At 61.9% G+C, this 26,655-nt stretch carries 28 protein-coding genes; 5 read left to right on the top strand and 23 right to left on the bottom strand.

The window, feature by feature from the left end:
* The 14 genes from B5F98_RS09075 to B5F98_RS09010 all read right to left on the bottom strand — a co-directional run.
* Positions 1–1,856, bottom strand: a 1,856-nt coding sequence (locus B5F98_RS09075; protein ID WP_158099822.1) for a family 20 glycosylhydrolase, incomplete at its 3' end; no start/stop codon positions are given.
* 393 nt (positions 1,857–2,249) lie between these two features.
* A complete protein-coding gene (locus B5F98_RS09070; RefSeq protein WP_087371622.1) occupies positions 2,250–2,702 on the bottom strand; it encodes a MarR family transcriptional regulator in 453 nt (150 codons plus the stop codon).
* A 67-nt stretch (positions 2,703–2,769) separates the two neighbouring features.
* Positions 2,770–3,198, bottom strand: coding sequence for a 3-hydroxyacyl-ACP dehydratase FabZ (gene fabZ, locus B5F98_RS09065; protein WP_087234227.1), 429 nt, complete (start codon positions 3,196–3,198; stop codon positions 2,770–2,772).
* Between the two features lie 5 nt (positions 3,199–3,203).
* Positions 3,204–4,448: a beta-ketoacyl-ACP synthase II gene (fabF, locus tag B5F98_RS09060; RefSeq protein WP_087371619.1), complete on the bottom strand. Its 1,245-nt coding sequence runs from the start codon at positions 4,446–4,448 to the stop codon at positions 3,204–3,206.
* Between the two features lie 18 nt (positions 4,449–4,466).
* Positions 4,467–5,210, bottom strand: a complete 744-nt coding sequence (gene fabG, locus B5F98_RS09055; protein ID WP_087371617.1) for a 3-oxoacyl-[acyl-carrier-protein] reductase — start codon at positions 5,208–5,210, stop codon at positions 4,467–4,469.
* Positions 5,211–5,221: 11 nt separating this feature from the next.
* Entirely contained in the window at positions 5,222–6,145 is a 924-nt protein-coding gene (gene fabD / locus B5F98_RS09050) for an ACP S-malonyltransferase (protein WP_087371615.1), read from the bottom strand.
* A complete protein-coding gene (locus B5F98_RS09045; protein WP_087234234.1) occupies positions 6,142–7,068 on the bottom strand; it encodes a nitronate monooxygenase in 927 nt (308 codons plus the stop codon). Before B5F98_RS09045 ends, fabD begins: the two co-directional genes overlap by 4 nt.
* Positions 7,069–7,088: 20 nt before the next feature.
* Positions 7,089–8,045: a beta-ketoacyl-ACP synthase III gene (locus tag B5F98_RS09040; RefSeq protein ID WP_087234236.1), complete on the bottom strand. Its 957-nt coding sequence runs from the start codon at positions 8,043–8,045 to the stop codon at positions 7,089–7,091.
* Complete coding sequence (locus B5F98_RS09035; protein WP_087371612.1) at positions 8,042–8,860, bottom strand: acetyl-CoA carboxylase carboxyltransferase subunit alpha; 819 nt, start codon at positions 8,858–8,860, stop codon at positions 8,042–8,044. The genes B5F98_RS09040 and B5F98_RS09035 overlap by 4 nt, the downstream gene beginning before the upstream one ends.
* Entirely contained in the window at positions 8,853–9,722 is an 870-nt protein-coding gene (gene accD / locus B5F98_RS09030; RefSeq protein ID WP_087371609.1) for an acetyl-CoA carboxylase, carboxyltransferase subunit beta, read from the bottom strand. Before accD ends, B5F98_RS09035 begins: the two co-directional genes overlap by 8 nt.
* Entirely contained in the window at positions 9,719–11,104 is a 1,386-nt protein-coding gene (gene accC / locus B5F98_RS09025; RefSeq protein WP_087234242.1) for an acetyl-CoA carboxylase biotin carboxylase subunit, read from the bottom strand. The genes accD and accC overlap by 4 nt, the downstream gene beginning before the upstream one ends.
* A gap of 5 nt (positions 11,105–11,109) precedes the next feature.
* Positions 11,110–11,538, bottom strand: a complete 429-nt coding sequence (gene accB, locus B5F98_RS09020) for an acetyl-CoA carboxylase biotin carboxyl carrier protein (protein WP_087371607.1) — start codon at positions 11,536–11,538, stop codon at positions 11,110–11,112.
* A 61-nt stretch (positions 11,539–11,599) separates the two neighbouring features.
* Positions 11,600–11,830: an acyl carrier protein gene (gene acpP, locus B5F98_RS09015; RefSeq protein ID WP_087234246.1), complete on the bottom strand. Its 231-nt coding sequence runs from the start codon at positions 11,828–11,830 to the stop codon at positions 11,600–11,602.
* Between the two features lie 876 nt (positions 11,831–12,706).
* The gene (locus tag B5F98_RS09010) at positions 12,707–13,840 is read right to left on the bottom strand and encodes a DUF4317 domain-containing protein (protein WP_087234248.1); all 1,134 of its coding nucleotides are present in this window, start codon (positions 13,838–13,840) and stop codon (positions 12,707–12,709) included.
* A gap of 184 nt (positions 13,841–14,024) precedes the next feature.
* Between B5F98_RS09010 and B5F98_RS09005 the strand changes: the two genes are divergently transcribed.
* The 3 genes from B5F98_RS09005 (at position 14,025) to B5F98_RS08995 (ending at position 16,150) form a co-directional block, all read left to right on the top strand.
* On the top strand, positions 14,025–15,113 hold the full coding sequence (locus B5F98_RS09005) for a PTS sugar transporter subunit IIC (protein WP_087371604.1): 1,089 nt from the start codon (positions 14,025–14,027) through the stop codon (positions 15,111–15,113).
* Between the two features lie 72 nt (positions 15,114–15,185).
* Positions 15,186–15,503, top strand: a complete 318-nt coding sequence (locus B5F98_RS09000) for a sporulation initiation factor Spo0A C-terminal domain-containing protein (RefSeq protein ID WP_087371602.1) — start codon at positions 15,186–15,188, stop codon at positions 15,501–15,503.
* A gap of 131 nt (positions 15,504–15,634) precedes the next feature.
* Positions 15,635–16,150: a hypothetical protein gene (locus B5F98_RS08995; RefSeq protein WP_087371599.1), complete on the top strand. Its 516-nt coding sequence runs from the start codon at positions 15,635–15,637 to the stop codon at positions 16,148–16,150.
* Positions 16,151–16,203: 53 nt separating this feature from the next.
* Here B5F98_RS08995 and B5F98_RS08990 read toward each other — a convergent pair whose 3' ends face one another.
* The 9 genes from B5F98_RS08990 to B5F98_RS08950 are packed head-to-tail and all read right to left on the bottom strand — an operon-like array spanning position 16,204 to position 24,750.
* Entirely contained in the window at positions 16,204–16,812 is a 609-nt protein-coding gene (locus tag B5F98_RS08990) for a V-type ATP synthase subunit D (RefSeq protein WP_087232697.1), read from the bottom strand.
* 30 nt (positions 16,813–16,842) lie between these two features.
* On the bottom strand, positions 16,843–18,240 hold the full coding sequence (locus B5F98_RS08985) for a V-type ATP synthase subunit B (RefSeq protein WP_087232700.1): 1,398 nt from the start codon (positions 18,238–18,240) through the stop codon (positions 16,843–16,845).
* 10 nt (positions 18,241–18,250) lie between these two features.
* Positions 18,251–20,014, bottom strand: a complete 1,764-nt coding sequence (locus B5F98_RS08980; RefSeq protein ID WP_087232703.1) for a V-type ATP synthase subunit A — start codon at positions 20,012–20,014, stop codon at positions 18,251–18,253.
* Positions 20,015–20,029: 15 nt separating this feature from the next.
* The gene (locus tag B5F98_RS08975; RefSeq protein ID WP_158099821.1) at positions 20,030–20,647 is read right to left on the bottom strand and encodes a V-type ATP synthase subunit E; all 618 of its coding nucleotides are present in this window, start codon (positions 20,645–20,647) and stop codon (positions 20,030–20,032) included.
* Positions 20,648–20,687: 40 nt separating this feature from the next.
* Positions 20,688–20,993 (bottom strand): V-type ATP synthase subunit F, encoded by a 306-nt coding sequence (locus B5F98_RS08970; RefSeq protein WP_087232709.1) that lies wholly within the window; start codon positions 20,991–20,993, stop codon positions 20,688–20,690.
* A gap of 21 nt (positions 20,994–21,014) precedes the next feature.
* The gene (locus B5F98_RS08965) at positions 21,015–21,449 is read right to left on the bottom strand and encodes an ATP synthase subunit C (protein WP_087371594.1); all 435 of its coding nucleotides are present in this window, start codon (positions 21,447–21,449) and stop codon (positions 21,015–21,017) included.
* Between the two features lie 36 nt (positions 21,450–21,485).
* Complete coding sequence (locus B5F98_RS08960) at positions 21,486–23,387, bottom strand: V-type ATPase 116kDa subunit family protein (protein WP_087371590.1); 1,902 nt, start codon at positions 23,385–23,387, stop codon at positions 21,486–21,488.
* A gap of 11 nt (positions 23,388–23,398) precedes the next feature.
* Positions 23,399–24,433, bottom strand: coding sequence for a V-type ATPase subunit (locus B5F98_RS08955; RefSeq protein ID WP_087371587.1), 1,035 nt, complete (start codon positions 24,431–24,433; stop codon positions 23,399–23,401).
* Positions 24,430–24,750, bottom strand: a complete 321-nt coding sequence (locus B5F98_RS08950; RefSeq protein ID WP_087232722.1) for a hypothetical protein — start codon at positions 24,748–24,750, stop codon at positions 24,430–24,432. The genes B5F98_RS08955 and B5F98_RS08950 overlap by 4 nt, the downstream gene beginning before the upstream one ends.
* 259 nt (positions 24,751–25,009) lie before the next feature.
* Between B5F98_RS08950 and B5F98_RS08945 the strand changes: the two genes are divergently transcribed.
* Both B5F98_RS08945 and B5F98_RS08940 read left to right on the top strand, forming a co-directional pair.
* Positions 25,010–25,489: an Lrp/AsnC family transcriptional regulator gene (locus B5F98_RS08945; protein WP_087232725.1), complete on the top strand. Its 480-nt coding sequence runs from the start codon at positions 25,010–25,012 to the stop codon at positions 25,487–25,489.
* Positions 25,489–26,652, top strand: a complete 1,164-nt coding sequence (locus tag B5F98_RS08940) for an aminotransferase class I/II-fold pyridoxal phosphate-dependent enzyme (protein ID WP_087232817.1) — start codon at positions 25,489–25,491, stop codon at positions 26,650–26,652. Before B5F98_RS08945 ends, B5F98_RS08940 begins: the two co-directional genes overlap by 1 nt.
* Positions 26,653–26,655: the final 3 nt, after the last annotated feature.

The raw sequence follows: 26,655 nt of genomic DNA, 5'->3' as shown, positions 1-26,655 counted from the left end.
TCGGTGGTGTTGTCGTAGTAGATGCCGTCGTTGAAGGCCATGGGAGTCATGCCGGCCTCCTTGACCATGGCGGACACCTCATTGACGTACTTGATAAAGTCGTCGTACTGGCCATTGGCTACCAGCTTGGGGAAGCCCATGCCGCCGGCATCGTTGGCGTACTCGTCCACACCCATGTTGAAGAGGGTGCAGCCCTTGCTGGCGAAGTAGGTGATGTACTTCTGGAGGAACGCCTTGGTGAAGCTGGTGGCGGTCTCGTTGGTGATGTCAATGGTGCGCTGAGAGGTGCCATAGGCGCAGTCCACACCAGTGAGGGCCTCGGCAGCGTCCAGGATGGAGTCCATGTGGCCGGGGGTGTTGATCAGAGGCACGATCTCCACGCCCTTGGTGGCGGCGTAGGACAGGATCTCGTTCATCTCGGCCTCGGTGAGCTCGTCCACCTCAAAGTCGCTGTAAGCCTCGTTGCCAGCGTGGATGGCGTCGGAGACCTGCTTGTCGGTGTAGGTAGTGCCGCCCACGGTCAGGGTCATGTCGTCCAGCAGGAAGCGCATACCGTCGTTGCCCAGACCCAGCATCACATAGTGCATGCCAGCGGAAGAAGCGCTGTCGATGATGGACTTCAGGCTGTCCACGGAGAAGTACTTCCGGCCAGCGTCCACCATGACAAAGGACTTGTCATACTCGTTGAGAGAGGCGTCGCCGTGGACGTGGCGCTCGGGAGTCTCGGGCAGAGCGGAGCCAAAGGCGGCGATGACGTCGGCCACTTCTTCTGCCACGCTGGCATCGGTCTGAGCCTGGGGCACGTCGCTCCAGATGCAGAACATGGCGCCCACGGGGTCCTCGATGGTGCCGCTCATGAAGCTGTTGATGTTAAACTGGCTGGCCTTCTCGGCGGTGCACTTGTTGCCGCCCACGATCCAATACCAGTCGCCGTGGGTGTTCACCAGCTGGTGGCCCTGCTCAGCCAGGAAGGCGGGCTTGGCCACGTCATAGCCCCACCAACCGGAGGACCAATAGCAGATGATGATGTCCTGGTCGAAGGTGCCCTGATCGGTGGTGTTGTCGTAGTAGATGCCGTCGTTGAAGGCCATGGGAGTCATGCCGGCCTCCTTGACCATGGCGGACACCTCATTGACGTACTTGATAAAGTCGTCGTACTGGCCATTGGCCACCAGCTTGGGGAAGCCCATGCCGCCGGCATCGTTGGCGTACTCGTCCACACCCATGTTGAAGAGGGTGCAGCCCTTGTCGGCGAAGTAGGTGATGTACTTCTGGAGGAACGCCTTGGTAAAGCTGGTGGCAGTCTCGTTGGTGATGTCAATGGTGCGCTGAGAGGAGCCATAGGCGCAGTCCACGCCGGTGAGGGCCTCAGCGGTGTCCAGGATGGCGTCCATGTGGCCGGGGGTGTTGATCAGGGGGATGATCTCCACGCCCTTGGAATCGGCATGGGACATGATGGCGTCCATGTCGTCCTCGGTGAGCTCGTCCACCTCAAAGTCGCTGTAAGCCTCGTTGCCAGCGTGGATGGCGGTGGACACCTCTTCGCTGGTGTAGGTGGTGTCACCCACAGTCAGGGACATGTCGTCCAGCAGGAAACGCATACCGTCGTTGCCCAGACCCAGCATCACATAGTGCATGCCAGCGGAAGAAGCGCTGTCGATGATGGACTTCAGGCTGTCCACGGAGAAATACTTACGGCCAGCGTCCACCATGACGATGGACTTGTCGTAAGAGCCCTCAGTGGCGGTTGTGGTGGTCTCCCCACTGCCCTGATTGGCGGCAGCGGCGGGGAGCAGCATGCTGGCAGCCATTGCAGCAGACAGCAGGATGGGCATAGCCCGTTTGAATAGTTTCACTACTCTTACCTCCTTGTGGTACATAAACTTCCTTTACCTACGCACGTTTTATCAATCATCACAGCCCGAGCCGTCGCTCTATGGCTGCTCTGTGGCCTGGGGCAAAGCCGTGCACATCATCGGGAACGCCGGTCCGCGCTCCCCCTTCCATTCTCCATCCTTCACCTACCTTACCTGGAAGTTGCAGCTGCCTTCCCCCATATGAAACTAGTGGAAACGCATAAATCTCCATGGTAATTCTGGTATAGTTTACCACGACATCACCAGGTTGTCAACATTTCCCCACAAAATGTCAGCTTTTATTGGGTTTTGTCCTCTGTCCCGGAAAAAAGGGCAAAAAAAGACCCGCCATCGGCGGGTCTTTTTCCCAGTGTTTGCTTGTCAGTGAGGGGCTCAGCCCGTCTCGCCGGGGAGGTTGACCTCCGGCATCAGCTCCTGGCTGACGATGGCCAGCATCTCCTCCAGCTTGTCGCACTCCTCCGGGCTAAAGCGCTCTTTGATGCGCTCCATGACCTTTCGAATGTAGTCGGTGCTGACATTGCAGTAATCCCGGTATTTCTGGGTCACTTGCAGGTGGTATTCCCGCTTATCCTGCTCCGACTGCACCTTGGTCAGGTACCCCTTGCGCACCAGACTGTTGATCTTATAGGCCGCATTGGGGGGTGAGATGCGCATAAAGGTGGCAAACTCGTTGACGGTGGGGGTGCCCAGGGCCTGGATGGTCTCCATGGCGAAGGTCTCCACCGTGGTCAGGCTGGCCTCCCGATTCTGAAAATGGGCGAAAATCTCCTGGTAAAAATGGAGCTTAAACTTGGTATACACCGCTCCGAATCGCTCCTCCAACATTCCGTTGCCTCCGTGTCCGTCTGTTTTATGGTACATAGTTCCAGATTTCACACAAAAGCCCGGTAATTTACTTACCCAGCGCCAGGGTGAGCTCGGCGGTGACGGCCACCTGGCCGTCCACCACAGCCTTGGCTTCCGCCACGGCCACGGGGCCTTTCTGCTTGATGATGGTGCACTCCAGCTCCAGCACGTCGCCGGGCACCACCTGGCGGCGGAAGCGGGCGTTCTTGATGCCGCCGAAGAAGCCCAGCTTGCCCCGATTCTCCTCCATGGACAGCACGGTGATGCCAGCCACCTGGGCCAGGGCCTCCAGAATGAGCACACCGGGCATCACGTGGTACTGGGGGAAGTGGCCCTGGAAGAAGGGCTCGTTGACGGTGACGCACTTGATTCCCTTGGCCCACTTGCCCTCTTCTCCGTCCACGATCTTGTCCACCAGGGCGAAGGGGTAGCGGTGAGGCATGATCTGGGCGATCTCATTGGAATTGTACTGCATAGCCTTTAGCCCTCCCACTTCTTCATGAGCACGCAGGCGTTGTGGCCGCCGAAGCCCAGAGAGTTGGACAGCGCGCAGCGCACGGTAGCGTGGCGGCCCTGGTTGGGCACGATGTCCAGGTCACAGGCGGGGTCGGGCTCTTTGTAGTTGATGGTGGCGGGGATGTAGTCCTCCTTCACAGCCAGAGCGGTGAAGATGGCCTCCACGCCGCCGGCAGCGCCCAGCATATGGCCGGTCATGGACTTGGTGGAGCTCACGGCCAGCTTGTAGGCGTGGTCGCCGAACACGGTCTTGATGGCGGCGGTCTCGCCGGAGTCGTTGAGGGGGGTGGAGGTGCCGTGGGCGTTGATGTAGTCCACGTCCTCCGGCTTCATGTCTCCGTCGGCCAGGGCCTGAGCCATGGCACGGGCGCCGCCCTCGCCGTTGGGGGCGGGTGCGGTCATGTGGTAGGCGTCACAGGTGACGCCATAGCCCACCATCTCGGCGTAAATCTTGGCGCCACGGGCCAGAGCGTGCTCCAGCTCCTCCAGCACCAGGATACCAGCGCCCTCGCCCATGACAAAGCCGCTGCGGCGGGCATCAAAGGGCACGGAAGCGGCGTTCTTGTCCTCTCCGGTGTGGAGAGCCCGCATGGTGGTAAAGCCGCCGATGGACAGAGGGGTCACGGCGGCCTCGGCACCGCCGCACACCATCACGGTGGCGTAGCCGTCCCGGATGTGGCGGAAGGCGTCGCCCACGGCGTTGGAGCCGCCGGCACAGGCGGTGACGGGGCAAGTGCACATGCCCTTAAAACCCAGGTCGATGGCAATGAGGCCGGCGCCCATGTTGGCAATGGCCTCGGGGATGTAGTAGGGGTTGACCCGGTCGAAGCCCTTCTCCAAGCCACGGGTCTGCTCGGCCTCGGTGGTGCCGATGCCGCCCACGCCGCTGGAGACGATGACACCGCACTGGGTCAGGTCCAGCTTCTCCTTCTCCAGGCCGCTGTCGGCAAAGGCCTCCCGGGCGGCCACCATGGCAAACTGGGCATAGCGGGCCATGTGCTTGACCTCCCGCTTATCCAGCACGGTGGTGGGGTCCCAGTTCTTCACCTCGGCGGCCAGCTTCACCTTGCGGTCGGTGGGGTCATAGAGGGTAATGGTGTCGATGCCGCACACGCCCTCCTGCACTGCCTGCCAGCTCTCCGCCACGTTGTGGCCCAGGGGGTTGACAGTGCCCATGCCAGTGATGACAACTCTGCGTTTGTTTCCCATAATTTCCTCCTTGTCTGGTCACATGCCCATGCCGCCGTCCACGCTGAGCACCTGGCCGGTGATGTATCCGGCCCCGTCGCTGGCCAGGAAGGCCACGGCCTTGGCCACATCTTCGGGGGTGCCTGCCCGGCGGGCGGGGATGGTGGTGAGCATGGCCTCCCGGGCCTGTTCGGGCAGGGCGGCGGTCATATCGGTGGCGATGTAGCCGGGGGCCACAGCGTTGACGGTGATGCCCCGTCCGGCCAGCTCCTTGGCCAGGGACTTGGTCATACCGATGACGCCAGCCTTGCTGGCGCAGTAGTTGACCTGGCCGGGGTTGCCCCGCAGGGCCACCACGGAGCTGAGGTTGACGATGCGGCCATACTTGGCCTTCATCATGGGCCGGGTCACCGCCTTCATGCACAAAAAGGTGCCTTTCAGGTTGGTGCTCACCACGGCGTCAAAGTCCTCTTCCTTCATGGTCATGGCCAGGCCGTCCCGGGTAATTCCGGCGTTGTTGACCAGGATGTGCACCCCGCCCAGCTCTTTCACGGCGGTGTCCACCAGGTTCTTCACGGCCTCGGCGTCGGTGACGTCACCCTTGAAGCTGCGCGCCTCCACACCCAGCTGGGTGAGGGCGGCCAGGGTCTCCTGAGCGGCGGCATCGTTGCCGGCGTAGGAGAACACCACATTGGCCCCCTGGGCGGCCAGTTCCAGGCAGATGGCTCGGCCAATGCCCCGGCTGCCGCCGGTGACGATGGCCACTTTTCCCTTCAATGACATGGTCGAATCCCTCATTTCAGTGCCTGGACCAGGGCCTGAACGTCGGCCACAGTCTCCACGGCATAAGTCTTGATCTCGGGGGTGGTCTTGCGCACAAAGCCGCTGAGCACCTTCCCCGGTCCGATTTCTACGATGGTGTCCACACCCAACTCAGCCAGACGGCGAATGGTGTCCTCCATGTACACGGAGGACTGCACCTGGCGCTCCAGCAGGGCGGGAATGGTGTCGTCGGGGCCCTTCTCACGGCCCAGACAGTTGAAGAGCACCGGCACCTGCATCTCGCCAAAGGTCTCCCCCTTGAACTTCTCGGCCAGGGCGTCCCCGGCGGGCTTCAACAGAGGGGTGTGGAAGGGTCCGCTGACCTTCAGGGGCATGCAGCGGCGGGCACCCATCTCCTTGGCCAGGCGAGCGGCCTCGTCCACAGCAGCCTGGTGGCCGCCGATGACCAGCTGGCCGGGGCAGTTGTAGTTGGCGATGCACACCACACCCAGAGCGCTGGCCTCGTCACAGGCCTGCTCCAGCTTTTCCCGGTCCAGGCCCAGCACGGCGGTCATGCCGCAGGGCACGTCCTTGGCGGCCTCGGCCATCACCTTGCCCCGGAAGGCCACCAGGGAGATGGCCTGCTGAGGGTTGAACACCCCGGCGGCCTGGAGGGCGGAGTACTCGCCCAGGCTCAGGCCCGCCACGTAGTCGGGGCGGATGCCCTCATGGTTGAGAATCTGGGTGACGCCCACGGCAAAGGCCACCATGCAGGGCTGGGTGTACCGGGTCTCATTCAAAACCCCCTGGCTGTCCTGGAAGCTGACCTCTTTGACATCAAAGTCCAGGTCTGCCCCGTCCAGCACGGCCCGGAACTGGGGGTAGGTCTCGTACAGGTCGGCACCCATGCCCGGGTGCTGGCTGCCCTGTCCGGCATACAAAAACGCAATGCTCATCCCTGCATCTCCTTTACGGTCTTGTCATAGCCTGCCATCAGATCCTCAAAGATCTGGCGCAGGGGGCGCACCTCATGGACCATACCGGCCACCTGACCGGCCATGAAGCTGCCGGTGTCCACGTCGCCGTCAAACACAGCCCGGCGCAGAGAGCCCAGGGTCAGCTTCTCCAGCTCCTCCAGGGGCAGGTGATCCTTCTCCATGCGCACATACTCCCGGGCCATCTTGTTCTTCAGCACCCGCACGGGAGCGCCAGTGGTGCGGCCGGTGACGATGGTGTCGGTGGCGCTGGCCTTGATGACCGCCTTCTTGTAGTTTTCATGGATGGGGCACTCCTCGCTGGCCAGCAGGCAAGTGCCGATCTGAGCGCCGCAGGCGCCCAGGGCAAAGGCAGCGGCCAGCTGACGGCCGTCGGCAATGCCGCCGGCGGCGATGACGGGGACGGACACGGTGTCCACCACCTGGGGCACCAGGGCCATGGTGGTCATCTCACCCACATGTCCGCCGCTCTCGGTGCCCTCGGCGATGAAGCCGTCCACACCCAGACGCTCCAGGCGCTTGGCCAGGATGGGAGCCGCCACCACGGGGAAGACCCGGATGCCAGCCTCTTTCCAGGCGGGGACGTACTTGCCGGGGTTGCCGGCGCCAGTGGTGACCACGGCCACCCCCTCCTCCACCACGACCTTGGCCAGGTCGTCGATGTGGGGGTTCATGAGCATGAGGTTGACGCCGAAGGGCTTGTCGGTGTGCTCCTTGGCGATGCGAATTTCACGGCGCAGGGTCTCAGCGTCCCAGCCGCCGGAGCCCACCAGGCCCAGAGCGCCAGCGTTGGACACAGCGGCGGCGAAGGCGCCGGTGGCGATGTTGGCCATGCCGCCCTGAATCAAAGGAAACTCAATTCCCAGCAGTTCATTTAACTTCATATCTGTTCAATCCTCCATTCTCAGCCCTGGGCCACTTCCAGCAGAGCGCCCGCCCAGGTCAGTCCGCCGCCGAAGCCCACGCACAGGACCTTATCTCCGGGCTTCACGTCTCCGTTTTGCACCAGCTCGTCCAGCAAAATGGGTACGCTGGCCGCCGAGGTGTTGGCGGTATGTTCGATATTGCCGGTGCACTTGGCCGGGTCTACCCCCAGCTTCTTCACGGCAAAATTGATGATTCTCTGGTTGGCCTGGTGGAGCACAAAGCGGTCCACCTCATCCAGGGTGATGCCCGCCTTCTCGGCTACTTCCCGGGCGCACCGGGGCAGGGCCTCCACGGCGAAGCGGAACACATCCTGTCCCTCCATGTGAATCACAGAGGGCTCACCCTTGTTGACCCCGGGGATGGTGAGCACCCGGTCGTTGCCCCGGCAGCCCAGAACGGCGTGGATGGAGGGGTAGTCCTCCCGCCACTGAACCAGGGCAGCGCCAGCGCCGTCTCCGAAGAGCACGCAGGTGCTGCGGTCCGTCAGGTCCATGACCCGGCTGAGCACCTCAGCCCCCAGCACCAGGGCGTACTTGCGCTTTGCGGCAGCCAGCAGGCACTCGGCCGTGTGCAGGGCGTAGACAAAGCCGGAACAGGCGGCATTCAAGTCAAAGCAGATGGTGTCCTCCTGGAACCCCAGCTCCTTTTGCAGCACGCAGGCGGTGGCGGGGGTCAGGTGATCCTGGGTGAGGGTGGCCACCAGGCACACCCCGATCTGCTGGGGGTCAATGCCCCCCCGCTCCAGGGCCTTGCGGGCGGCGTCCAGACACAGGCTGGTGTGGCACTCCTCCCCCCGGCAGTGGTGGCGGGCACCGATGCCGGTGCGGGTGCGAATCCACTCGTCGCTGGTGTCCACAATTTTCTCAAAATCCTGGTTGGTTATGACATGCTGGGGCAGGGCACTGCCCGTGGCCAGCAATTTGATGCCACTCATGTGCGCTCCTTTCTCAGGGCCTTTGCGCCCATGGCTCTAAATTTTTCATATCGACCGGTGAACAGGGCGTGGCCGCTCATGCGGCTCAGGCCTGCCAACTCCTCCTGGAGCACCCGGTCCAAGGTGTGTACCATAGCGGCCACATCGGTGTGGGCTCCGCCAGCGGGCTCAGGGATCACCCGGTCGATGACCCCCAGCTCCAAGAGGTCGGCGGCGGTGAGCTTCATCACCTCGCAGGCCTCGTCACTGCGAGAGGCATCCTTCCACAAGATGGCCGCAAAGCCCTCGGGAGAGAGGACGGAATACACGGCGTTTTCCAGCATCAGCACCCGGTTGCCCACGCCCAGGGCCAGGGCGCCGCCGCTGCCACCCTCTCCGGTGACAATGGCGATGGTGGGCACGGTGAGGGCGGACATCTTGGCCAGCATCCGGGCGATGGCCTCGCCCTGGCCTCTGGCCTCCGCCTCCAGGCCGGGGTAGGCGCCGGGGGTGTCGATGAAGGTGATCACCGGGCGGCCAAACTTCTCCGCCTGGTCCATGAGCCGTCCGGCCTTGCGGTATCCCTCGGGGTTGGGCATGCCGAAGCGGCAGGCCATGCGCTCGGCCAGGTCCTTGCCCTTGCGGTGGCCGATGACGGTGACGGGACGGCCGTGGAACAGGCCGATGCCGCCGAAAATACTGGGGTCCTCCCCGCACAGGCGGTCCCCTTTCTGCTCAAAAAAGTCGCCAAACAGGCCCTGGACATAGTCCACCACCCCGGGACGGGCGGTGTTGCGGGCCAGCGCCACGCGCTCAGCAGCAGTATACTCAGCCATCCCGGTTTGCACCTGCCTTTCCATGGAGCTTCAGCAGCCGGATGAGGGTCTCCCGCATCTGACTGCGGGGAACCACAGCGTCCAAAAAGCCGTGCTCCAACAAATATTCTGCGCTCTGGAAGCCCTCGGGCAGCTCCTGGCCGATGGTCTGCTCAATGACCCGGGGCCCGGCAAAGCCGATGAGAGCCCCCGGCTCGGCCAGCATGATGTCGCCCAGGCTGGCAAAGGAGGCGGTGACGCCGCCGGTGGTGGGGTGGGTGAGCACCGAGATGTACAGGCCGCCCCGGCGGGAGAACCGCTCCAGGGCCGCCGAGGTCTTGGCCATCTGCATCAGGGACAAAATGCCCTCCTGCATCCGGGCTCCGCCGCTGGCGGCAAAGAGGATGAGGGGCAGGCGGGACTTGGCGGCCTGCTCCACCAGCCGGGTGACCTTTTCACCCAGGGCGGCGCTCATGCTGCCCATAAAGAAGCGGCTGTCCAGCACGCCCACCGCCACTTTCGTGCCGCCGATGCGGCCCAGAGCGGTGACCACGCCCTCGTTCATGCCGGTCTTGGCCTGGGCCTTGGTCAGCTTCTGGCGATAGCCGGGGAAGTCCAGGGGGTCGGCGGAGGCCAGCTCCTCGTCCAGCTCCCGGAAGCTGCCCCGGTCCAGAATCTGACTCAGGCGGTAGTAGGCGCCAATGGGGTGGTGGTAGCCGCACAGGGGGCACACGTACCCCGCCGCCACCAGGTCCCGATGGGGCACCTCTCCACCGCAATTTTTGCACACCTCACTGCTGTGGGGCTGTACCGAGGCGGACACGCTGTGCATGGCCTTCAGGGCCAGCAGCTTCTGTCTGCGCCGTTGAAACACAGAACTCATGCCTTCTTCTCCTCCTCAGCAGGATTGCTCCAGGCCAGCAGGGTGTCCAGATTGGCATCCATGAACCCGGTGTGATAGCTGCCCCGGACAAAGTCGGGGTGGTACAAGATCTGGTGGAGCAGATCAATGTTGTTGGTGGTGCCCTCAATGACCAGCTCCTCCAGGGCCCGGCGCATGCGTCGGATGGCGTCCAGCCGGGTGGGGGCGTGGACGATGATCTTGGCCATCATGGAGTCGTAGTAGGGGGGCAGGTCGTAGCCGCCGTACAGGCCGCTGTCCACCCGCACCCCGCAGCCGCCGGGCATGTGGAGAAAGTCCACGTGGCCGGGGGTAGGTCGGAAGTCGTGGGTGGGGTCCTCGGCGTTGATGCGGCACTCAATGGCGTGGCCATGGAGCTGCACCTGGTCCTGGGTCACCGACAGGGGCAGCCCGGAGGCCACCCGAATCTGCTCCCGTACCAGGTCCAGCCCGGTGACCATCTCGGTGACCGGGTGCTCCACCTGGATACGGGTGTTCATCTCTATGAAGTAAAACTCTCCTTCCGGAGAGAGAACAAATTCTACCGTACCGGCGTTGACGTATCCGGCCGCCTTGGCCGCCGCCACCGCCGCCGCCCCCATCTTCTCCCGCAGCTCAGGGGTGAGGGCCTTGGAGGGGGATTCCTCCAACATCTTCTGGTTGCGCCGCTGGATGGAGCAGTCCCGCTCCCCCAGCTGGATGACGTTGCCCTGCCCATCGGCCATGATCTGGAACTCGATGTGGCGGGGGTTGACGATGAGCTTTTCCAGGTACATCTCGTCGCTGCCAAAGCAGGCAATGGACTCGCTGCGTGCCTCCTGGAACAGAGGGATAAGCTGGTCGGGCTCGTAGACCCGGCGCATGCCCCGTCCGCCGCCGCCGGCGGCGGCCTTGATGAGCACGGGGTAGCCCATGGCATCCGCCAGGGCCTTGGCCTGCTCAGGGGTGTCCACCGCTCCGTCGGAGCCGGGCACCACAGGCACCCCGGCCTGCTGCATCAGCTTGCGGGCGGCGGCCTTGTTGCCCATGTTGCGGATGACGTCCCCGGAGGGGCCGATGAAGGTGATGCCCGCCTGAGCACAGGCATCGGCAAAGTCGGCGTTCTCCGACAAAAAGCCGTACCCGGGGTGGAGGGCGTCACAGCCGGTCTGCTTGGCCACGGTGAGAATGGCGTTCATATTTAAGTAGCTGTCGGCAGAGCGGGCGGGGCCAATGCAGTAGGCCTCCTCGGCCAGCTGCACGTGGAGGGCGTCGGCGTCTCCCTGGGAGTATACCACCACGGGCTGGATGTTCATCTCCCGGCAGGCCCGGAAGATGCGCACGGCGATCTCGCCCCGGTTGGCAATGAGAATGCGTCGAAACATGCCGCTCACCCTTCCCGGTAGCGAATCAGGTTCTGGCCATAGGACACCAGGTCGCCATCCTGGGCCAGTACCTCCTCCACCACGCAGTCACAGGGGGCCTTGATCTCGTTCATGGTCTTCATGGCCTCCACCAGGCACAGCACGTCGCCCTTTTGCACCTTCTGCCCCGGCTTGACGTAGGGCTCTTCCCCGGGGGCGGAGGCGGCATAGAAGGTGCCCACCAGGGGGGCGGTGACAAAGGTGCCCTCTTCCACAGGCTCTGCCACAGGGGCAGCAGCCGCGGCGGGAGCGGCCACAGGAGCCACCACAGAGGCGGCGGCCACCGTCACGTTCTTGCCCAGCTCCAGGGAAAAGTCCTTGCGGGTCACCTTGAGAGTGGTCAGCCCACTCTGGTCAAAACGAGCCATCAGCTCGTAAATTTCTTGATTGGTCATAGCTCCTCCTTTTGGAAAAAAGGCACCGGGGTCCCCGGTGCCATTGCTTTTCCTCTTTCGATTAGCCCTGGTGGCTCTCCAGATAGTTCACCAGGTCGCCCACGGTCTTCATCTGGGGCAGAGCCTCGTCCTCGATGGTCACACCGAAGGCCTCCTCCAGAGCCATGGACAGCTCCACAGCAGCCAGGGAATCGGCGTCCAGGTCCTCAGCCAGACGGGCGTCCATGGTCACCTTGTCGGCGTCACAGTTGAGAGTCTCCACAATGATGTCGCGAATCTGCTCGAAATCCATATTGACAGCTCCTTTAAATTTGTGTTTTTTGAATTTAGTTAAAATTATTTAAGTAAAATAATTTAAGTACATTGTAGCACCATCGCCCTCAAAGTCAAGGGGTGATTTTAAGTTTTACAGATTCATGCAGGTTCCATAAAGTTCGACGTTTTATCATAGTGGAGGTGCACAACAAAAATTCCCAGGTGGGGAAGTTGCTGGTTGCGAACTTCCCTGCCCCCTCTCCCTTTCGCGGGAGATTGCCCTCCTGTTTCTCCTTGGCACAGGCTTGCCAGCCAGGCGGGGACGCTCCCCGCTTGGGGTTCCTTTTGCTCGGTCAAAAGGAACCAAAACCCGCTTAGGGCGTTCCCCCCTAAGGACCCCCCTGGGGTACGAGGCTGGAACTGCGTCAATCCTATGGCCGGCCCTGGCCCCGGTGGGGTCACATAGATGGCCTGGCAAGTCTATAGCAAGCATTTCCTTCTCTGTGAGACTGTACCTCTGTTTCCAGGGCCTCACCCCGGTGTGCGGCGTTTCCGCCGCCGGGAGCCAGGCCTCCGGCAACTGGGAACAGTTGCATTCCAAGGTAAGGCCCTGGCAGTAGAAGGACACACGAACAGAGGAGTAAATACAAACCATAGAACGACAAGTCATCTATGTGACCCCACCAGGCTAAGGGCCGAAACAAGGAGGACGCAGGGACTCCCAGTACCGCGGGGTGGATTCCACAAGGCGGGGGAAGGCCCCGCCTTTGGCGATTCTTTCCCCGATTTCTCATCGCTGAGAAATCGGGCCCAGCGGAGCGTCCCTGGAGGGGCGCTGGTTTCTGCCGAGGAAATCGGAGAAGCAACTCTTCTTCCTAAGAAAAAGGAGGAAGCACACAGCTTCCTCCTTCTCTTATTCCTCAATGGCAATGTCTACGCCGTTGACCTGCACCCCGTCCTGGGCACGGATCAAAATGTACTTTACCCCGTCAATGACCCGGGTGGACACCAGGTCGCTCTGCTCGGCGGGCAGACGCACCGTCACGTCGGCGGCGGCCACCTCCACCTGCTTGGGCTGGATGACGTTGGCGGGGTTGATGGCGGTCTCCTCCCCAAAGGCCTCCTGGAACTTGCGTCCGAACTCCTCGGCGCAGTGGGCGGGCACCCCGCAGGAACGCAGTACACCCGCCATCTCCCCATGGTTCAGGGTCAGAGGCTCCGGCTCGTGGCTCTCCTTATGGACCTCCATCATCTCTCGCAGCTGCTGGTGCACCCCTTCCACCACCTCGTAGCTGCCCTGTCCCTCCAGGGCCTCGCTGAAAATGGTCTGGAAGGTCTCCTTCTGGGCCTGGGCAGGCATGGGAGGCTGGCAGCGGAACAGCTCGCTCCACATAGCCTCCTGGCTGGCCTTGGTGTCCTTGGTGTAAAAGAGCGCCCCATACAGGTTGGTGCTGCGCTCGTCAAAGGCGGGGAACAAAAAGCCCAGAGCGGGGGGACTGACCAGGTGGTTCATCTGGCGGTTGTGAAACTCATTTTCCCGCATGTAGTAGCTCAAGGCAGGCTTGGTCTCCTTCACGGGACAGATGGAGCACATAATATAGCGGTACACCTCGTTGCCCCCATCGTCCTGGCGGCTGCCGTCCTTGCCCCGGTAGGGCACGTCGTAGCTGTCCTGAATGAGCAGAATGAGATAGCTGCCCTCCAGCTCCACCGTCTCCACAATGCGGCGGAACAGCTCCTCCACGGCGGCGTCATCCTTCAAGGCGGAGTCCCGCACCGTCATCAGCAGCTTGTGCTCCTCCCCATAGGCCACCTGCTGGGTCTCAAACTCCATGGGCAGCAGGTTCTTCCCCAGCTTGCCCGAGAGGGTCTTGCGCAGCACCCCCAGGAACATGTCCCGCTCGTCCTCGCTGAGCATGGACAAGGGCTGGTTGAACTGGGATACAATGTGCTTGAGTTCATTGACATAACAGCCCCGGATGGAGCCGATGGCATTGCGGTCATCTTTAAAGCGGCGGCGAATTTCGCCGATTTCCTTCTCATTCATGGTGGAATACTCCTTATAACTCGGTATCAACCCCCACAGCGGGGGAATATCAGTATAGCACGCTTCCGCCGCCCCTGGCAAGGAGAGTTGTGAAACATGCACATTGACAAGGGAAAAAAATCTCGTATAATAAAACCCACTTGTGTCATGACACCTGTATGGATAGAAAGAAGGAGGAAATCCCATGTCCAAATTCAAGGAGTTTTTGGCCCGAAAGGACGTTGTCATCTCGGGCAAGCGGTACGGCATTGACGCCCTGGGGGCCATGGCCCAAGGCCTGTTCTGCTCCCTGCTCATCGGTACCATCTTAAATACCTTAGGCAAACAGCTGGGGCTGGAGGTGCTGGTGACGGTAGGCGGCTACGCCTCCGCCATGAGCGGGGCGGCCATGGCCGTGGCCATCGGCTACGCCCTGAAAGCCCCTTCCCTGGTGCTCTTCTCCCTGGTCACTGTGGGCTACGCCGCCAACGCCCTGGGCTCTACCACTCTGGACGGCGGGTCGGGAGCCGGCGGTCCCCTGGCGGTGCTGTTCATCGCCATTATCGCCGCCGAGCTGGGCAAGCTGGTGAGCAAAGAGACCAAAATTGACATTCTGGTCACCCCCCTGGTGACCATTCTGGTGGGTGTGGGCCTGTCCGCCTGGTGGGCCCCCGCCATCGGCACCGCCGCCTCCTCCGTGGGTGACTTTGTGGAGTGGGCCACTGTGCTCCAGCCCTTCTGGATGGGCATTCTGGTGTCTGTGGTCATTGGCGTGGCCCTCACCCTCCCCATCTCCTCGGCGGCCATCTGCGCCGCCATTGGCCTGACCGGACTGGCGGGCGGCGCTGCGGTGGCAGGCTGCTGCGCCAACATGGTGGGCTTTGCCTTCCTCTCCTTCCGGGAAAACCGGTGGGGCGGCCTCATCAGCCAGGGCCTGGGCACCTCCATGCTGCAAATGGGCAACATCGTCCGCAACCCCCGCATCTGGCTGCCCGCCATTTTCACCTCCGCCATCACGGGACCTCTGGCCACCTGCGTGTTCCAGTTCCAGATGAATGACCCCTCCGGCGGCGTGGCCTCGGGCATGGGCACCTGCGGCATGGTGGGCCCCATTGGGGTATACGCCGGATGGGTCAACGATGTGGCCAACGGGGCCAAAGCCGCCATCACCGCCATGGACTGGGTGGCCATGGCCCTCCTCTGCTTCATCCTCCCCGCCGTGCTCACCTGGGCCTTCGGCCTGCTGCTGCGCCGGATTGGCTGGATTCGGGAGGGAGACCTGACCCTGTCCTAACCCCCACCCCTTGACATTCCCACTTTCCCCCTGTAACATAAGATTCAAACAGAGAGAAAGAAGCGAGAGACCATGGTAGATCCGACTGTTGAGAATAAGCTGCGCTCCCTAGGCCTGATGGGAAACTATCAGGGGTACCACTGTCTGGTGTACAGCGTGCATCTCATTCAGGCCGACGACACCTACCTGGACATGGCCACCAAGCGGCTCTACCCCGAGGTGGCCCGGTTCTTCGGCATGAACCCCGGAGCGGTGGACAGCGCCATGCGCACCGCCATCTCCCTGTGCTGTACCCGGTGCCAGGCCCAGGTCTCCCAGATGTGCGAAGGCAAGGCCCGGCCCACGGTGACCGAATTTCTCCACGGACTGGTGAAGCAACTGGCAGAATGACCCCAGGGTGCGCCTCCCAAACATCGGGAAGGCGCACCCTTTTTGTACCCCCTTTCGACCCGGTTGTGTTGACTTTTCCACCCCAAGTCTGATACAATACCCCGTAAATCTGAAAACAACGAGGTGTGAACATGGACAAATACAAGCTCTGTGCAGCGGCTCTCTCCGCCGCTCTTCTGGTGGCGCTGCCCGGCTGTACCCTTGGCACTCCCACCCCTACCCCTACGCCCACCCCCACGGTGGCCCCCACGCCCAACCCCTATGAGGAGGAGGCGGAGGCCTTTGTGGAGACCTTCTCCCAGGACCACCCCGGCTATGAGCTGCTGGACTACGCCGTGGGCAGCCTAGACACCACCCCCATCCATGCGGCTGTCATCGCCAAAGACACCGAGAGCGGCTCCTCCTCCACCCTGTTCCTTCTGGGCGACAACGGCGTGACCCAGCAGTTGGAGCTGGCCCAAGACTCCTACACCGTCTACCGGGAGGAGGACGGCATCACCCTGGAAGGGAATGTGGTCCACCTGTCCCTGGATCTGTCCATCCCAGCTGCTGCCTCCCTGTGGGAGATTCACGACTATGCCATCACCGTCACCCAGGACGAGAACGGCATCCAGAACACCAATCAGGACACCATCCGAAGCGAATAAGCAGAAAAATACCCCTGAGACTTGTTTGTGCGTCTCAGGGGTATTTTTTTCGGTTATTTGCCCGTCTGGCGCTTGATGACCTTCAGACGCACAAACTCCTCCCGTTCCTTTTCCTCCAACGCCTCAGTGATGAAGCGAATGGTGTTGTCCAGGTCGGGGATGACGATGTTTTTCAGGGCGTTGGCCCGCTTCTGGGCCTTCTTGATGGCCTGGGCCAGGCGGTAGATGGAGATCTCCACCTCCGCCATACGCCGGGTCAAATCCTTGACCTTGGCAAACTGAATGTAGGCCTGGTCGAAGGCGGGGGACGTATAGGCAAAGCCATAGGTGGGGCTCAGGGGCGGGGTGTTGTCGGGGATGTGGGGCAGCTCCACCCCCATCACCGAGCGCCAGCGCACGTCCAGACTGTTGTCCGGCTCCACGCCCTCCGCGATGCGGTCGCACAGGCCCAGCTCGATGTTTGCCTTGGCCAGGGCGATATAGGCGGACTGGAAGACCTGGTCAATCTCCCGCTGGATGCGGGAGGCGTCCTCCATCAGTGTCATCATTTCACGGACCAGAATGTTCCGCTTCCGGTCCATCAGCTCATAGCCGGTGGTTGCCAGCGCCCGGGAGCGCTTGGCGGCCATGAGGTTACCCTTGGTGGGCAGAATGGCAGCCATTGGGCCACCCCCTTTCCGTCACGTGTCCCATTACAGCTCGCCCAGGGACTCGAAGGCCCCTTCCTTGTAGTGCTCTTCCAGCTCCTTGTCGCTGATGCGGTCCAGCTCGCCTTTGGGCAGGATGGACAGCAGGGCCCAGCCCAGCTCCAGGGTCTGCTCCAGGGTGCGGTCCTCCTGCTGGCCCTGGCGGACAAAGTACTGCTCGAAGGCCCGGCCAAAGCGCAGGTACTGCTGGTCCAGGGGGGACAGCTCATCCTCGCCGATGACCGAGGCCAGGCTGCGGGCGTCCTGTACCTTGGAGTAGGAGGCAAACAGCTGGTTGGACAGGGCGGGATGGTCGGCCCGGGTGTAGCCCTCGCCGATGCCGTCCTTCATCAGACGGGACAGAGAGGACAGGATGTTGATGGGGGGATAGACCCCGGACTGGTCCATGTTCCGGTCCAACACGATCTGGCCCTCAGTGATGTAGCCCGTCAGGTCGGGGATGGGGTGGGTGATGTCGTCGTTGGGCATGGTGAGGATGGGCACCTGGGTCACCGAGCCCTTCTTGCCCACGATCATGCCCGCCCGCTCGTAGAGGGAGGCCAAATCGGAGTACAGGTAGGCGGGGAAGCCCTTACGGGAGGGAATCTCGCCCTTGGAGGAGGAGAACTCACGGACGGCCTCGCAGTAGGAGGTCATGTCGGTCATCACCACCAGCACGTGGTAGCCGTGGTTGAAGGCCAGATACTCGGCGGCGGTGAGGGCGCAGCGGGGGGTGAGGATACGCTCAATGATGGGGTCGGAGGCCAAGTTCAGGAACATGGCCACCCGGGGCAGAGCCCCGGACTCCTCAAAGTTGCGGCGGAAGAACTCGGCCACGTCGTTTTTCACGCCCATGGCGGCAAAGACGATGGCGAACTCCCCGTCGTCCCCGGCCACGTGGGCCTGGCGCACCATCTGGGCGGCCAGCTCATTGTGAGCCATACCAGCGCCGGAGAAGATGGGCAGCTTCTGGCCACGAATCAGGGTAGACGTGCCGTCGATGGCGGACACGCCGGTGTAGATGCAGCTGCGGGGGTACTGGCGGCTCACCGGGTTGATGGCGGAGCCGTTGATGTTGCGCCGCTCGTCGGGGTACAGCTCGCCCAGGCCGTCAATGGGGCGGCCCGCGCCGTCAAAGACACGGCCCAGCATCTCCTTGGACAGGGCAATGTCCATGGGCTTTCCGGTGAAGTGGGTGGAGGTGTTCTCCAGAGAGATGCCACGGGTGCCCTCAAACACCTGGAGCACCGCCCGGTCGCCCTCGATGAGAATGACACGGCCATAGCGGCGGGAGCCGTCGGCCATCACCAGCTCGGCCATCTCGTCGTAAGACACGCCGGAGACCCCTTCCAGGGCCACCAGGGAGCCGTTCAGGTCAGATAGTCCGGTATATTCCAATCTCATGGCAGTCACCTCAGCTATTGGCAGTGTTGACCTGCTCCAGGGCTTTGTCGATCATGGCGGCGTAGTCGTCGAACTTGGACAGGTCTTCGTTGGGAATCTCGTACTTCATCTTCACCACCGTGTCGAAGATGCCGGTGGCGGTGTACTGGGACAGGGGAATGGAGCGGTCAATACCCTCCTTCACCCCGTCGTAGAGGCGCAGAATGGTCTGCATCATCAGCAGCTGCTTTTTCAGGGGCACATAGGTGTCCACAGGGTTATAGGAGTTCTGCTGGAGGAAGCCCAGGCGGATGAGGCGGGCGGTCTCCATGATGAGCTTCTGGTTTTCAGGGAGAATGTCCGAGCCAATGAGCTTGACGATCTCCATCAGCTGGCTCTCCTCCCGCAGCAGGTTGGCAATGCGCTGACGGCAGGGGGCGAAGTCCGGGGAGACGTTCTCACTGTACCAGTCTTTGAAATCCACGGTGTACTCCGAGTAGGAGTTGAGCCAGTTGATGGAGGGGAAGTGCCGGGCGTAGGCCAGGCTTCGGTCCAGGGCCCAGAAGCAGCGGACAAAGCGCTTGGTGTTCTGGGTCACCGGCTCGGAGAAGTCGCCGCCCTGGGGGGACACGGCGCCGATGACGGTGACGGAGCCCTCCTTGCCCTCCAGGGTCTCCACGTAGCCCGCCCGCTCGTAGAACTCGGCCAGGCGGGAGGCCAGGTAGGCGGGGAAGCCCTCTTCGGCGGGCATCTCCTCCAGGCGGCCGGAGATCTCACGGAGCGCCTCGGCCCAGCGGGAGGTGGAGTCGGCCATGAGGGCCACGTGGTAGCCCATGTCCCGGTAGTACTCGGCAATGGTCATGCCGGTGTACACCGAAGCCTCACGGGCAGCCACCGGCATATTGGACGTATTGGCAATCAAGATGGTACGGTTCATCAGGGGCAGCCCGGTGCGGGGGTCCTTCAGCTCGGAGAACTCCTCCAGGGCCTGGGTCATCTCGTTGCCACGCTCGCCGCAGCCTAAGTAGACGATGATGTCTGCGTCCGACCACTTGGCCAGCTGGTGCTGGGTCATGGTCTTGCCTGCGCCGAAGGGGCCGGGGATGGCGGCGGCGCCCCCCTTGCCGATGGGGAAGAGGGTGTCCAAAATCCGCTGACCCGTGATGAGGGGGCGGTGGATGGGCAGACGCTGGGCGATGGGCCGGGCGCCTCGGATGGTGCACCGGGTGGCCAGTTTCAGACTCGTCACCTTGCCTCGGGCATCGGTGACCTCCACCAGCACGTCCTCCACGGTGTAAGGGCCATTGGGCATCACCCGGGTGACGGTGCCGTTGAGTCCGGCGGGGGTGAGGCAGCGGTGGAGGATGGCGGAGGTCTCCTGGCACTGGGCGTAGAGGGTGCCGGGCTTGACCGGGTCTCCCTCTTTCACGGTGATCTCCACGTCCCATTTCTTGGAGAGGTCCAGGGCGGGGATGTTGACCCCTCGGCCCAGGAAGGGGCCGGAAATGGCCTCCAGGCTCTTCAAGGGGCGGGCAATGCCGTCAAAGATGTTGCCCAGCAGGCCGGGGCCCAGCATCAGGGCCATGGGGGACCCGGTGGTGGTGACCGGCTGACCGGGGGCCAGTCCGGCGGTGTCCTCGTACACCTGCACGGTGGTCATGTCCCCTTCCACGCCCACCACTTCGCCGATGAGCTGCTGGTCGCCGGCAAACACCATGTCCATCATGGCCAGGCCTTTGCCACCCACTACCTTTACCACAGGGCCGTTGACACTGTAAATGCGATATTCACTCATTCCACTTCCCCCTCCTTACATCTCGTCCAAGTCATCGGACAGGGACAGCCCGAAGGACTCGGCGAAGTGGCCGGCCAACTCGTCCAGCCGGTTGTCGAAGGAGCAGTCCACCCGCAGCCCTAACTGGCTGCACTGGAGGATGAAGCCGCCCAGGGAGAAGCTTCCCTCCTGGCACTCCACCTTTACCGGGGCCAGGGCGGCGGAGAGCTTGGGGGCGAAGGACATGTCCTCCCCCCGCAGCTGCACCGTCACCTCCTGAGCCCCGGGCAGCTGCTCCATGGCACGGCGGAGCATCTGCACCATGTGGTCATAGTAGTCAGGGGTGCCGGTGAAGGTGCGGATGCGCTCACACACCTGCTCAAACACTTCCTGGGTGATCTCCTTGCGGCGCAGGTAAATCTGGCGCTTGCTGTCCATCAGGTGCCGGGACACCTCCCGGCCGGACTCCGCCCGGATACGGGCGGCCTCCTTATCGTAATAGGACCGGGCAGCGTCCTTGGCCTCAATTTTGGCCTCTGCCAGAGCGGCAGCCCGCTGCTCTTCCAATTCTTTCTTCATCTGCTCACTCTGCTGGGCGGCGTTGCGCACCACCTCTTCGGTGAAGTGAAGCAGCTTTTCGGTTTGTTCTGGCATGTTGAGATCCCTCCTTGTCATATGGGACTTGCCTGTCCAGTTAGAGCTTGACTCCAATGGCCTCCCGGATGTATCGGCCAATGGCATCGTGGTTGCGAGTTCCATGTCGGTCTGGAATCTCCACCACCAGGGGGGTGCGGCCACTCATCTTCCAATCCCCCAGCTGGTCGGCACACAGCTGGGCCAGGCTCTCGGTGATGAGCAGAATGCCCACCGTGTCGTCGGCCAGAGCCTTTTGAATGGCCTTCTCCGCCTCCTCTTTGCTGCGGGCTACCACGCCCTCCACGCCCGCCAGGCGCAGACCCACTTGGGTGTCCGTATTATCGGAGATGACAAAGTAACGCATGGTTCGCTCCCCGCTTCCCCATTAAGACACAAAGAGAAGGACGAGGGCGATAATCAGACCGTACAGAGCCACGCCTTCGGCCAGACCCACGAAGATCAGGGACTTACCGAACATGGAGTCGTTCTCGGAGATGGCGCCCAGAGCGGCGGAAGCGGAGGAGGACACGGCGATGCCGCCGCCGATGCCGGACAGGCCCACGGCCAGGCCGGCGCCGATGTACTTCAGACCAGTGGCCAGACCGTCCGCAGCGGCGCCAGTGGCAGCAGCAGCGTCGGGGGCGGCAGCAGAGGCCCCGGTGAGGCCCAGCACAGCGGTGATGACGAACAGGCCGCAGAACATGGCGATGTTGCTCAGCAGGGCGTGACGGGCGGAAGCGCCGGTGAGCTTCTTGACGGCAATGGTCACCAGGGGCAGAAACAGCATCAGGGAGCCCAGGATAAACAGGATAACTTTCATAATAATGACCTCCAATGTTTGTGTTTTTGGGATGGATTAAGAATTTTTCGCCGTATAGTCAATGATGCGGGGGCTATACTCCCGGCCGCTGTCCTGATAGAACCGGCCGAACAGCTCGTAGAATTCCAGACGCAGCACCTGGATGCCCACCAGCAGGCCCTCAAAGCCCATGACAAACAGGTTGCCCAGAATGAGGACGATGGGATTGAGGTTGGCCCCTGCCATGGTGTGGATGACCAGCATCAGACACACGTGGGTGATGGCATAGGCGCCCACACGCAGGAAGGACAGGGTGTTGGTGAGGAAGGACAGCAGGGTCTCAAACAGCTCGAAGAAGCCGGAGACCAGCAAGGCCCCCAGGGATTCGGGCTTCCAATCCTCTTTTCCCTCTGCCAGCGCGGACAGGGGCTCCCGGAACAGGATGAGGACCAGGGGCAGCACCAGCACCGGCAGGACGTACCACACCCGGAACAGGCTGAACCCGGTGAGCAGAGTCACCATAGCGGCAATGATGAGGCCTAAATAGAACACCATCCCGGCCAGGCCGTTGGGGCCAAAGAAAATCTTGTCAAAGTCGTGCTGACGGATGCCGTTTAGCACATTGAGCACCATCACAAAGGCCAACATCACCACGCCCATGGCCAGAGAGGCCACCAGCAGGTACACCACGTTGTTGCCCTCCAGGATTTTAAAGCCTGGGAGGATGTCCTCAAAGCCAAACACAGAGCCGTAGACAAATCCAAATATCGTGGAGGAAATGCCGCAGCAGACGATGATCTTCCCCAGCCACATGTGCTTTTTGGTGGCTAAAAACAGGCCGATGAGGGCCAGGCCAATGCCCTGCCCCACGTCTCCGAACATGATGCCGAAGAAGATGCAGTAGGTGATGGCCATAAAGGAAGACGGGTCATACTCGTGGTAGTTGGGCAGGCCGTACATCCGCAGGAAGGGCTCGAAAATCCGGCCCAACAGGGAATTTTTCAGCTTGGTGGGCGGGGTCAGCTCGGTCTCCTCTGCCTTGTCCACCACATAGTCCAGCTTGCCATAGGCGTCCACCCGGGCCAAGAACTCGGGCAGATCGTCCTCGGGCACCCAGCCCATGAGGTAGAAGGTCTCTTTGGAGCGGGCGCCGAAGCGGCGCATCTCCATGACCTGGTTTTCCCGGCACAGCCAGGACCGCAGGCTCAAAAGGTGGTCCTTCTGCTGCCGGGCCAGGTCCTGGCGCTGGTTTTTCAGCTGTCCCAGGGTCTGCTCGTCGTCCTCCATCTCGTGGCGCAGGGCCTCAATGGCCTCCTGAGCGGTGCCGCCCAGGCGCTCGTCCAGGGGCACAGGCACAAAGTGCATGGAGTCGAAGAGGGCGTCCACCTTCTCCTCCCGGGCCTTGAGGGCGAAGTAACAGCCGTACACTTGGTTGTTCTCCGTGTGGGTGGGGAAGAAGAAGCAGTCCTCTCGCTTGTCCAGCACCTCGGAGAAGGTGCGGTAGCTGTCCTCAGGCAGGTGCCCGAAGCGGAAGGACAGGTGGTCCATGTTGCGCAGGGTGTCCAGCTGCACCGAGATGCCAGCCAGCTTCTCCAGCTGGGACACGGAAGAGCGGTCGTCCGCCTCCTCCTGGCGCAGGGCCTCCTCCCACTGGTCCATCTGGTCCAGCTGCTGGGTGAGGTCATCCAGGTATCTCTGGCCCTCTTCCAGGTCTGCCCCCTCGGCAAAGGGGCGGTATTCCGGCTCCAATTCCAGCCGGGTGAGCACTTCCTCTGCTTGCCGCAGCAGAGGCATCACCTGGTTGGGCATGTTCAGGGACCGCAGGTGGTTGTTGCGGTGCATCACCTGTAACACGCTCTCCGGGTGAAACGGTCGGTCCACGACACACTGGCGCACCACCGCTTCAAATTCCGGCAGCGGGCCTGTGACCGTGACAAACTTCATTGCTTGAACAGACATGTACTCCCTCCTCAGCGGTCCATCATGTCCAGTATGGACGGATTCAGGGCCATCTGGTATTTTGCCGCCTCCACCGCGGACACCACCGCTTTGAGCTCGATCTCTCGCAGGTTCATCAGCGCCACGGCGCTGTAAATGGAGGGTTTGCCCATCATCAGCTGGCGGCGGCTGGTGCGGTAAATGGTGGCGGTGTAGAGATAATTCAAGTCCTCCCCGCTATGCTGGTCAAAGATGCGGCCATAGGGGGTCTGCTGGGCCAGCTCCAGCACCGCCTCAGCGTTGGGGGCGGCACACATGGCGTGAATCATCTGGGGTTTGAGCTTGTAGTGGTAGGGCAGCAGCACCGGCAGGTAGTTGTCCTCCTGGGGGAAATACCGCTTCATGCGCAAAATGTGCATGAGGTTGAGCATATCCACCTGACTGCCCACGGATTTCTCCATAATCCGGCGCACATCTCCGTCGTATTTCCGGCGGATGATGGACTGGAGCTTTTGGTAGTATACCCCGTTGAGCAGCGCCTCGGTGACGCCGTAGTCGGGCAGAGCACCGTCGGCGGAGCGCAGCCGCTCCAGGGCGTCGTGGTAGATACTCCCCCGTGTGGCCTCCACCAGCCCGTCATAGGTGGTGCAGCGGCGCAGGGCCTGCACATCCACCCGGGTGTGGCTCATAAAGGCCGGGGGAAGCGGCTCCACTTCCTTATAAATACTGGCGTGGAGGTGGCGCAGGGCGGCCAAGATCTCGTCCATCCCCGCCCGCATAATGGGAAAGCCCATGACGGCCCGGTCCTTGTGGGGCACAAAGGCCATCAAGCTCAGGTATTCCCGGCGAATCTGCTCCCGCAGAGCGGTCTCCAGGGTGGCACGGGTCAAGAGAGCATCTTGGGGCAGATGCTCCGCTGCATGGCTCCACCCAGGCAGCTGGCGCAGCTCGGCCAGCACGTCGTCCACCGAGCGCATCCCGGCCAGATGCTCCAGGTCCTGCCGGGTGATGCGCTTGCCATAGATGGCCTTGGCCTTGGTGGCCAGGGCCTCATATCCGGCGCTCACGGAATGTCAACCGTCTGGTGGAACAACGTATGCACCCAGTTGTCCCCATACCGAGTGTACGCCCGCTCCATTTTGGCGTTTGCGTCATCCAAACGCACCTTCTGGGCAGCAATCAGCTGCTCTTTCTTCTCTTCCTCCTGGCTTTTCAGCTCCTCCAGCCAGGCTTTGGCGCGATCCAGATACTTCTGTCGAATTGCAGCCTTTTCCTGCTCCAATTCTGCCTCGAAATTGGCTTTCTGGGTCTTTACCTCTTCCGCTACATCCCGGGCAGATCGTTCTGCTTCCAGAATTCGGTCAATTAGCATGGTATAGTCCATCCACACTGCCTCCTTCTTTCTAAATTGCACCATGAATTTGTATCAATTCACACAACTGCATATTATACCACTCCCCTCCCACCATGGGAAGCACCTTTTTACAAATCTTGCAAGAAGCAAAATCCCACCTTTCTCCGCCCCACAATGGGGATTGCATTGCACTATGGTAAAGTGTATAATACGTTTCAACCACATTTCTCCATACAACCCCCGGGTTGCAGGGAGAAAAAGCGGTGAAATAAGCAAAGGAGGACGTACCATGAAACAGCTGCTGCAACTTTTGGAAAATGATTGCACCCTCACCCCCGCTCAATTGGCATCTATGACCGGTTCTACCCAGGAGGACGTGGCAGCAGCCATTGCCGACTACGAGAAGAATCGTGTGATTCTGGGCTACAAGGCCATTGTGGACTGGGACCGTACCCACCGGGAGTCTGTCACCGCCCTCATTGAGGTGAAGGTCACCCCCCAGCGGGGCGACGGCTTCGACCGCATTGCCCAGCGCATTTACCAATATGATGAAGTGGAATCCCTCTTTTTGATGAGCGGTTCCTTCGACTTCACCGTCATCATCTCGGGACGCACCTTGCAGGAGGTGGCCCGGTTCGTGGGTGAGAAGCTGGCCCCCATGGAGGGCGTCACCGGCACCGCCACCCACTTCATCCTGAAGAAATACAAAGAGAAGCACCTGATTTTCCCGGTGCAGGAGGAACAGGAAGAGAGGTTCGTATTGGAATGATGGATTATAAACAGATTTTAAGCCAGCGCATTCAGGAAGTGCCTCCCTCCGGCATTCGGAAATACTTCGACATCATGGCGGAGATGGACGACGCCATCTCCCTGGGCGTGGGAGAGCCGGACTTCCAGACCCCCTGGCACATCCGGGATGCGGGTATCTACTCCCTGGAAAAGGGCTTTACCAAGTACACCCCCAACGCCGGACTCTCCGACCTGCGCCGGGCCATCTGCCGCTATCTGAAGCGGCGGTTTGACCTGGAGTATCAGCCCATCGGCCAGACCCTGGTCACCGTGGGCGGCAGTGAGGGCCTGGATTTGGCCTTCCGCTGTCTGCTGGAGCCGGGGGACGAGGTCATCATCCCCACCCCCTCCTTCGTGTGCTATGGGCCCCTGGTGTCCATGATTCACGGCGTACCCGTGTACGTGGAGACCAAGGTGGAAAACGAGTTCCGCCTCACCCCCGAGGAGCTGAAAGCCGCCATCACCCCCCGCACCAAGATTCTGGTGCTCCCCTTCCCCAACAACCCCACCGGCGGCATCATGCACCGGGAGGATTTGGAGGCCCTGGCGGAGGTGCTGCGGGGTACCAATATTATGGTGGTGTCCGACGAGATCTATGCCGAGCTCACCTATGGCCAGCACCACGTGTCCATGGCCAACATTCCCGACATGTACGAGCGCACCATTGTCATCAACGGCTTCTCCAAGGCATATTCTATGACCGGCTGGCGTATGGGGTACGTGTGCGGACCCAAGGAGCTCATCGCCGCCATGACCAAGCTGCACCAGTACGGCATCATGTCCGCTCCCACCACCAGCCAGTACGCCGCCATCGAGGCCATGGAACACGGGGACCGGGACATTGAGACCATGAAGCAGGAGTACGACGGCCGCCGCCGTTTCCTGGTGGATGGCTTCCGCCAGCTGGGGCTGGACTGCTTCGAGCCCCGGGGTGCCTTCTACGTCTTCCCCTGCATCCGCTCCACCGGACTGTCCAGCGAGGAGTTCTGCGACCGGTTCCTGGAGCAGGAGCACGTGGCGGTGATCCCCGGCTCTGCCTTCGGACCCGGCGGCGAGGGCTTTGTACGGGCCTGCTACGCCGCCTCCATGAAAAACCTCACCGAGGCCCTCACCCGCCTGGAGCGGTTCTTGGGCACCCTGTAACCA

The sequence above is a fragment of the Pseudoflavonifractor sp. An44 genome (assembly GCF_002161675.1).
Taxonomy (GTDB): domain Bacteria; phylum Bacillota; class Clostridia; order Oscillospirales; family Oscillospiraceae; genus Enterenecus; species Enterenecus faecium.
The sequence above is the reverse complement of the archived record's forward strand: the minus strand, read 5'-3'. Positions and strand labels throughout refer to the sequence as shown.

Bases quoted from the DNA above. Each gene is read 5' to 3' on its own strand.
- B5F98_RS09070 (WP_087371622.1), bottom strand. From the start codon at position 2,702: ATGTTGGAGGAGCGATTCGGAGCGGTGTATACCAAGTTTAAGCTCCAT.
- fabZ (WP_087234227.1), bottom strand. From the start codon at position 3,198: ATGCAGTACAATTCCAATGAGATCGCCCAGATCATGCCTCACCGCTAC.
- fabF (WP_087371619.1), bottom strand. From the start codon at position 4,448: ATGGGAAACAAACGCAGAGTTGTCATCACTGGCATGGGCACTGTCAAC.
- fabG (WP_087371617.1), bottom strand. From the start codon at position 5,210: ATGTCATTGAAGGGAAAAGTGGCCATCGTCACCGGCGGCAGCCGGGGC.
- fabD (WP_087371615.1), bottom strand. From the start codon at position 6,145: ATGAGCATTGCGTTTTTGTATGCCGGACAGGGCAGCCAGCACCCGGGC.
- B5F98_RS09045 (WP_087234234.1), bottom strand. From the start codon at position 7,068: ATGAAGTTAAATGAACTGCTGGGAATTGAGTTTCCTTTGATTCAGGGC.
- B5F98_RS09040 (WP_087234236.1), bottom strand. From the start codon at position 8,045: ATGAGTGGCATCAAATTGCTGGCCACGGGCAGTGCCCTGCCCCAGCAT.
- B5F98_RS09035 (WP_087371612.1), bottom strand. From the start codon at position 8,860: ATGGCTGAGTATACTGCTGCTGAGCGCGTGGCGCTGGCCCGCAACACC.
- accD (WP_087371609.1), bottom strand. From the start codon at position 9,722: ATGAGTTCTGTGTTTCAACGGCGCAGACAGAAGCTGCTGGCCCTGAAG.
- accC (WP_087234242.1), bottom strand. From the start codon at position 11,104: ATGTTTCGACGCATTCTCATTGCCAACCGGGGCGAGATCGCCGTGCGC.
- accB (WP_087371607.1), bottom strand. From the start codon at position 11,538: ATGACCAATCAAGAAATTTACGAGCTGATGGCTCGTTTTGACCAGAGT.
- acpP (WP_087234246.1), bottom strand. From the start codon at position 11,830: ATGGATTTCGAGCAGATTCGCGACATCATTGTGGAGACTCTCAACTGT.
- B5F98_RS09010 (WP_087234248.1), bottom strand. From the start codon at position 13,840: ATGAATGAGAAGGAAATCGGCGAAATTCGCCGCCGCTTTAAAGATGAC.
- B5F98_RS09005 (WP_087371604.1), top strand. From the start codon at position 14,025: ATGTCCAAATTCAAGGAGTTTTTGGCCCGAAAGGACGTTGTCATCTCG.
- B5F98_RS09000 (WP_087371602.1), top strand. From the start codon at position 15,186: ATGGTAGATCCGACTGTTGAGAATAAGCTGCGCTCCCTAGGCCTGATG.
- B5F98_RS08995 (WP_087371599.1), top strand. From the start codon at position 15,635: ATGGACAAATACAAGCTCTGTGCAGCGGCTCTCTCCGCCGCTCTTCTG.
- B5F98_RS08990 (WP_087232697.1), bottom strand. From the start codon at position 16,812: ATGGCTGCCATTCTGCCCACCAAGGGTAACCTCATGGCCGCCAAGCGC.
- B5F98_RS08985 (WP_087232700.1), bottom strand. From the start codon at position 18,240: ATGAGATTGGAATATACCGGACTATCTGACCTGAACGGCTCCCTGGTG.
- B5F98_RS08980 (WP_087232703.1), bottom strand. From the start codon at position 20,014: ATGAGTGAATATCGCATTTACAGTGTCAACGGCCCTGTGGTAAAGGTA.
- B5F98_RS08975 (WP_158099821.1), bottom strand. From the start codon at position 20,647: ATGCCAGAACAAACCGAAAAGCTGCTTCACTTCACCGAAGAGGTGGTG.
- B5F98_RS08970 (WP_087232709.1), bottom strand. From the start codon at position 20,993: ATGCGTTACTTTGTCATCTCCGATAATACGGACACCCAAGTGGGTCTG.
- B5F98_RS08965 (WP_087371594.1), bottom strand. From the start codon at position 21,449: ATGAAAGTTATCCTGTTTATCCTGGGCTCCCTGATGCTGTTTCTGCCC.
- B5F98_RS08960 (WP_087371590.1), bottom strand. From the start codon at position 23,387: ATGTCTGTTCAAGCAATGAAGTTTGTCACGGTCACAGGCCCGCTGCCG.
- B5F98_RS08950 (WP_087232722.1), bottom strand. From the start codon at position 24,750: ATGGACTATACCATGCTAATTGACCGAATTCTGGAAGCAGAACGATCT.
- B5F98_RS08945 (WP_087232725.1), top strand. From the start codon at position 25,010: ATGAAACAGCTGCTGCAACTTTTGGAAAATGATTGCACCCTCACCCCC.
- B5F98_RS08940 (WP_087232817.1), top strand. From the start codon at position 25,489: ATGGATTATAAACAGATTTTAAGCCAGCGCATTCAGGAAGTGCCTCCC.